Genomic DNA, 5,650 nt, shown 5'->3' with positions numbered 1-5,650 from the left:
CCGCGCGCGCCGCAGGGCCGCCGCCCGTGGTGGGCGCGCCTGCTGGGCCGGCTGGTCGAGCCGTGGCTGTCGCTGAAGATCGAACCCGAACACCCCGGCCAGTACAACGATGGCCGCCCGGTGATCTACGTGCTGGAGGACTATGGTCTGTCCAACGCGCTGATCCTGGACAGGGCCTGCCGCGATGCCGGCCTGCCGTCGCCGCTGGTGCCGATTGCCGGTGACCCCACCGGGCGCAAGCGCGCCTACGTGGCGCTGTCACGGCGCAGCAGCAGCAACTCGCTGATTCCCGAACAGCGCGGGGCCAAGACCCACTCCGATTCGCTGGCCAAGGTGCTGCAGGCCCATCGCATCCGCGACGAGCTGGACGTGCACCTGGTGCCGGTATCGATCTTCGTCGGTCGGGCACCGGACAAGACCAGCGGCTGGTTCGCGGTGCTGTTCTCGGAAAACTGGGCACTGGTCGGCCGCTTCCGCCGCCTGCTGGCGGTGCTGTTGAACGGCCGCAGCACCATCGTGCGCTTTGCCCCGCCGATCTCGCTGCGTTCCACGGTGAACGAGGGGCTGGACCCCGAGCGCACCGTGCGCAAGCTGCAGCGCGTGCTGCGTACCCATTTCCGCCGCATCCGCGAGTCGGTGATCGGGCCTGACCTGTCCACCCGCCGCCTGCTGGTGGACAAGGTGCTGGACGCGGACACCGTGCGCGAGGCCATTGCGTCGCAGGCCAAGCGGGACAACTCCAAGCCGGCCGATGCCTGGAAGAAGGCGCATGCCTACGCCTGGGAAATCGCCGCCGATTACTCCAGCCCGGTGGTGCGTTCGGCCAGCTTCATGCTCAGCCACGTCTGGAACCGCATCTACGCCGGCGTGCTGGTGCACCACCTGGACAAGTTCAAGGCCGCCGCGCCGGGACACGAAGTGGTCTACGTGCCCAGCCACCGCAGCCACATGGACTACCTGCTGCTGAGCTACCTGCTGTACGACCGCGGCATCGTGCCGCCGCACATCGTAGCCGGCATCAACCTGAACCTGCCGGTAGTCGGCACCCTGCTGCGCAAGGGCGGTGCGTTCTTCATCCGCCGCTCCATCCGTGGCAACGCGCTGTATTCGGCCGTGCTCAGCGAATATGTCGCCCAGTTGGTGGCCGGTGGCTACTCCATCGAATACTTCGTCGAAGGCGGACGCTCGCGTACCGGCCGTCTGCTGCAGCCGAAGGGCGGCATGATCTCGATGACGCTGCGCGCGTTCCTGCGCCAGCCGCGCAAGCCGGTGCTGTTCCAGCCGGTGTACATCGGCTATGAAAAGCTGATGGAAGGTGGCAGCTACCTGGACGAGCTGTCCGGCCGGCCCAAGGAAAAGGAATCGATCTGGCAGTTGCTGTGGGGCATTCCCAAGGTGCTCAAGCAGAACTTCGGCCAGGTGGTGGTCAACTTCGGTGAACCCATCGAGTTGAACCGTGTACTGGCCGAGCAGGCTCCGGAGTGGGCTGGCCAGCCGGTGGGCGAGGATGAGAAACCCAGCTGGCTGTCGGGCACGGTGGATCACCTGGCCGAGCGTATCCAGGTGCACATCAACGCCGCCGCCGACGTCAATCCGATCAACCTGCTGGCACTGGCGCTGCTGTCCACGCCCAAGCATGCGATGGGCGAGGCCGACCTGATCGCGCAGATCCAGCTGTGCAAGACATTGCTGCAGGAAATGCCGTACTCGGACCGGGTGACGGTGACCCCGCATTCGCCCGAGCGCATCATCGCCCACGCCGAGGAGATCAACGTCCTCACCCGCATCAAGCACCCGCTGGGCGATGTGCTCAGTGTGAGTGGCGACACTGCGGTGCTGCTGAGCTACTTCCGCAACAACGTCATCCACCTGTTCACCGCGTCGTCGTGGGTGGCGTGCTGCTTCCAGAACAACCGCCGCATGAGCCGCACCGGGCTGGTCCAGCTGGGCCGCACGGTGTACCCGTTCCTGCAGGCAGAGCTGTTCCTGCCGTGGACCGAAGACCAGTTTGCCCAGCGCATCGAGCAGACCATCAACGTGTTCGTGCGCGAAGGCCTGCTGCAGAATGTGAACGACGACGACGGCGGCATCCTGGCCCGCAACACCGGGCAGACCGACGAGGTGTTCCGCCTGCGTGCCATAGGCCATTCGCTGCAGCAGGCGTTCGAGCGTTACTACATCGCCATTTCGGTGCTGGTGAAGAACGGCCCGGGCACGCTGGGCGCGGCCGAACTGGAAAGCCTGTGCCAGCAGGCGGCGCAGCGCCTGAGCCTGCTGTACGCGCCGGCCGCGCCGGAGTTCTTCGACAAGACCCTGTTCCGTGGCTTCATCCAGAAGCTGCGCGAGCTGCGCCTGGTGTGGCCGGACGAGAACAGCAAGCTGCTGTTCGACCAGCGCCTGGATGCGTGGGCGAAGGATGCCAAGTTCATCCTGGGCCGCGAGTTGCGGCACACCATCGAGCGTGTGAGTCCGGAAGCGGCGAAGCCCGAGGAACCGGTGGCCCAGGATTGAGGGCCACCGTTTGATCCTGTTGGACACGCATGGCGTGTCCCTACAGGGACGCCGCGTAGGGACACGCCATGCGTGTCCAACAGAACCTACGCCGGCTCGTCCGGAATCAGCATGTCTTCCAGCTTGGCGATGCAGTCCTTCAGCCGCAGCTTGTCGCGCTTGAGTCGCTTGAACTCCAGCTCGTCCTCGCCATTGGCGGCCATCCGCTCGATCCGCTGGTCGAGCTCACGGTGCTCCTGCCGCAGCACGGCAAGACGGGCACTGATCTGATCGGGCGTGTAGGTTTCCATCAACTGCCGAGCATACACACCCCGCAGGAAGCGTGGGGGTGAACGCGCAAAACCACGTAGAGCCGGGCCTGCCCGGCTGCGGTCGCATCCCCTGCGATGCGAGCCGGTAGAATGACCGGATGTCCGTCGTCCTGCCCCTTCCCGATCCTGCACCCCGCACCGCGCGCGCGGACGCGGCCGCGCAGGACAAACAGGCGCGCCAGCTGCGCCGCCAGGTCGGCCAGGCGATTGCCGATTTCGGCATGATCGAAGAAGGCGACCGGGTCATGGTCTGCCTGTCTGGCGGCAAGGACAGTTACACCCTGCTCGACGTGCTGTTGCAGCTGCAGAAGAAGGCCCCGGTCCACTTCGACCTGGTCGCGGTGAATCTGGACCAGAAGCAGCCCGACTTCCCCGCCCACGTGCTGCCCGAGTACCTGGCCAGCATCGGTGTGCCGTTCCAGATCATCGAGCAGGACACCTATTCGGTGGTCAGCCGGGTCATTCCGGAAGGCCGCACGATGTGCTCCCTGTGTTCGCGGCTGCGTCGCGGCGCGCTGTACCGGCACGCGGCCGAGCATGGCTTCAGCAAAATCGCGCTGGGTCACCATCGCGACGACAGCGTGGCCACCTTCTTCCTCAATCTGTTCCACCACGCCAAGCTGTCAGCGATGCCGCCCAAGCTGCGCAGTGACGACGGTCAGCACGTGGTGATCCGGCCGCTGGCCTATGTCAGCGAGGCCGACATCACCGCCTATGCGCAGGCCAAGGCGTTCCCGATCATCCCGTGCAACCTGTGTGGCAGCCAGGACAACCTGCAGCGCCGCCAGGTGCAGCAGATGCTGCAGCAGTGGGAGCAGCAACACCCCGGACGCATCGACCAGATCGCGCGCGCGCTGGGCAACATCCATCCCTCGCAGCTGGCCGACCCGGCGCTGTTTGACTTCCTGGCGCTGGCCCCCGTGCCCGCGCACGCAGATACGCCTTCATCCTTCACGAACTGACTTCCGGAATTCCATGTTCTTTCGCAACCTGACGCTGTTCCGCTTCCCCACCGCCACTGATTTTTCCGAAGTCGACACCCTGCTGCCGCAGGTGCTGCTGAAGCCCGTCGGTCCGCTTGAGATGACCTCGCGCGGTTTCATCTCGCCATTCGGACGTGAAGAGAAAGAGGTGTTCTCGCACCGCATCGGTGACGCCCTGTGGCTGGCCGTGGGCGGTGAAGACAAGATCCTGCCGGGCGCGGTGGTCAATGATCTGCTGGCACGCAAGCTGGAAGAGATCGAGGAGAAGGAAGGGCGCAAGCCCGGCGGCCGCGAACGCAAGCGCCTCAAGGACGACCTGCTGCACGAACTGATGCCGCGCGCTTTCGTGAAGAGCTCGCGCACCGATGCGCTGATCGACCTCACCCACGGTTACGTGGCGGTGGACTGCTCCAGCAGCAAGAAGGGCGAGAACGTGATGTCCGACATCCGCAGCCTGTTGGGCAGCTTCCCGGCGATGCCGCTGAACGCTGAAGTCGCCCCGCGCTCGATCCTGACCGGTTGGATCGCCGGCGAGCCGCTGCCGACCGGGCTGAGCCTGGGTGAAGAGTGCGAGATGAAGGACCCGGTGGAAGGCGGCGCGGTGGTCAAGTGCCAGCACCAGGAGCTGCGCTGCGACGAGATCGACAAGCACCTGGACGCCGGCAAGCAGGTGACCAAGCTGGCCCTGGTGTTCGAGGACAACCTGTCGTTCGTGCTGGGTGACGACCTGATCGTGCGCAAGCTGAAATTCCTGGACGGTGCGCTGGACCAGCTGGAACATGCTGACGACGACGGCCGCCGCGCTGAGCTGGACGCCCGGTTTGCCCTGCAGAGCGGCGAGATCCGTCGCCTGTTCCTGCTGCTGGAAGAGGCGTTCAAGCTCAGCAAGGCGGATTGATCGCCTTCCTCCCGCCTGAACATGCGCCGGCCCCGGTCGGCGCTATGCTGTACCCATGTCCGGACTCCTCCGCCGCCTGATCTCACCGGCCCCGCCCACCCTGCAACGCGACACCGTTCGCCTGCGCCTGGAGGATGCCGAGATCGATGTGCTGCGCGTGCGCGACCCGCGCGCGCGCCGGATCAAGCTCAGCGTCGACGAACGCGGTGTGCGCCTGACCCTGCCGCCGCGCGCCAGCCTGGTGATGGGCGAACGTTTCCTGCAGGAGCACCGGGGCTGGTTGTCCGAACAGCTGCGCAACTACCAGTCGCATAACCTGCCGCCGCCGCTGGTGATCGGCGAGCCTGGCCTGTTGCCGCTGCGCGGGGAACTGCTGCCGCTGCGCTGGGAAACCGGCCGCTATGCGCATTTCGAACTGGGCGTAGATGAAGCCTGCCTGCATTGGCCGGCACGCGGTACCGACGTCATGCTGAAGCGGACGCTGCGCGAGTTCTATGAGGCACAGACCCGCGCCGATGTCGGCCAGTGGCTGCCGCGTTATCTGCCGGGCCTGCCGCGCGCACCGGCGCGGCTGCGTCTGAAGGTTATGTCCTCGCAGTGGGGCTCACTGGCTCCAGATGGCAGCATGGCGCTGGACCTGGCACTGGTGCTGGGGCGGCCGTCGGCGTTCGAGTACGTGCTGGTGCACGAGCTGTGTCACCTGATCCAGGCCAATCATTCGCCGGCGTTCTGGGACGAGGTGGAGCAGCGGTTCCCGGCCTGGCGGGAGGAGCGGGATTATTTCCAGCGTGAGGGGCGGCGGTTGAAGGCGATGCTCAGGCAGCTGTTGTAACCCGGTTGCCCCGTGGACACGCATGGCGTGTCCCTACACCCGGTCGTGCCCAGACACCTCCAGCCACGCAGGTGAGGTGACCCCCAAAAGCTGGACATGCGGCTAGGGCATGGTG

At 66.0% G+C, this 5,650-nt stretch carries 5 protein-coding genes; 4 read left to right on the top strand and 1 reads right to left on the bottom strand.

The genetic code is table 11. The features are described from left to right. Nucleotides 1-2,511 (top strand): glycerol-3-phosphate 1-O-acyltransferase PlsB (gene plsB, locus RT551_RS21040; protein ID WP_313462115.1); only part of this gene is annotated, 2,511 nt, incomplete at its 5' end. An 86-nt stretch (nucleotides 2,512-2,597) separates the two neighbouring features. On the opposite strand, the gene RT551_RS21035 is transcribed toward plsB, so the two are convergent. Next, on the bottom strand, nucleotides 2,598-2,801 hold the full coding sequence (locus tag RT551_RS21035) for a YdcH family protein (RefSeq protein WP_311193237.1): 204 nt from the start codon (nucleotides 2,799-2,801) through the stop codon (nucleotides 2,598-2,600). A 119-nt stretch (nucleotides 2,802-2,920) separates the two neighbouring features. Between RT551_RS21035 and ttcA the strand changes: the two genes are divergently transcribed. From ttcA to RT551_RS21020, 3 genes are read left to right on the top strand one after another with little or no spacing between them, the layout of a single operon-like run. Continuing rightward, nucleotides 2,921-3,784 carry a tRNA 2-thiocytidine(32) synthetase TtcA gene (gene ttcA, locus RT551_RS21030; RefSeq protein WP_313462112.1) on the top strand — a complete coding sequence of 288 codons (864 nt, stop codon included), beginning with the start codon at nucleotides 2,921-2,923 and terminating at the stop codon, nucleotides 3,782-3,784. A 13-nt stretch (nucleotides 3,785-3,797) separates the two neighbouring features. Continuing rightward, nucleotides 3,798-4,703 (top strand): recombination-associated protein RdgC, encoded by a 906-nt coding sequence (locus RT551_RS21025; protein WP_313462110.1) that lies wholly within the window; start codon nucleotides 3,798-3,800, stop codon nucleotides 4,701-4,703. A 55-nt stretch (nucleotides 4,704-4,758) separates the two neighbouring features. Further along, the gene (locus RT551_RS21020; RefSeq protein WP_313462108.1) at nucleotides 4,759-5,535 is read left to right on the top strand and encodes a SprT family zinc-dependent metalloprotease; all 777 of its coding nucleotides are present in this window, start codon (nucleotides 4,759-4,761) and stop codon (nucleotides 5,533-5,535) included. The last annotated feature ends 115 nt before the right edge of the window (nucleotides 5,536-5,650 follow it).

It is taken from the genome of Stenotrophomonas sp. (genome assembly GCF_032103445.1).
Classification (GTDB): Bacteria; Pseudomonadota; Gammaproteobacteria; order Xanthomonadales; family Xanthomonadaceae; genus Stenotrophomonas.
Note: the sequence above shows the minus strand (reverse complement) of the source record. Positions and strands in the feature narration are given on the sequence as shown.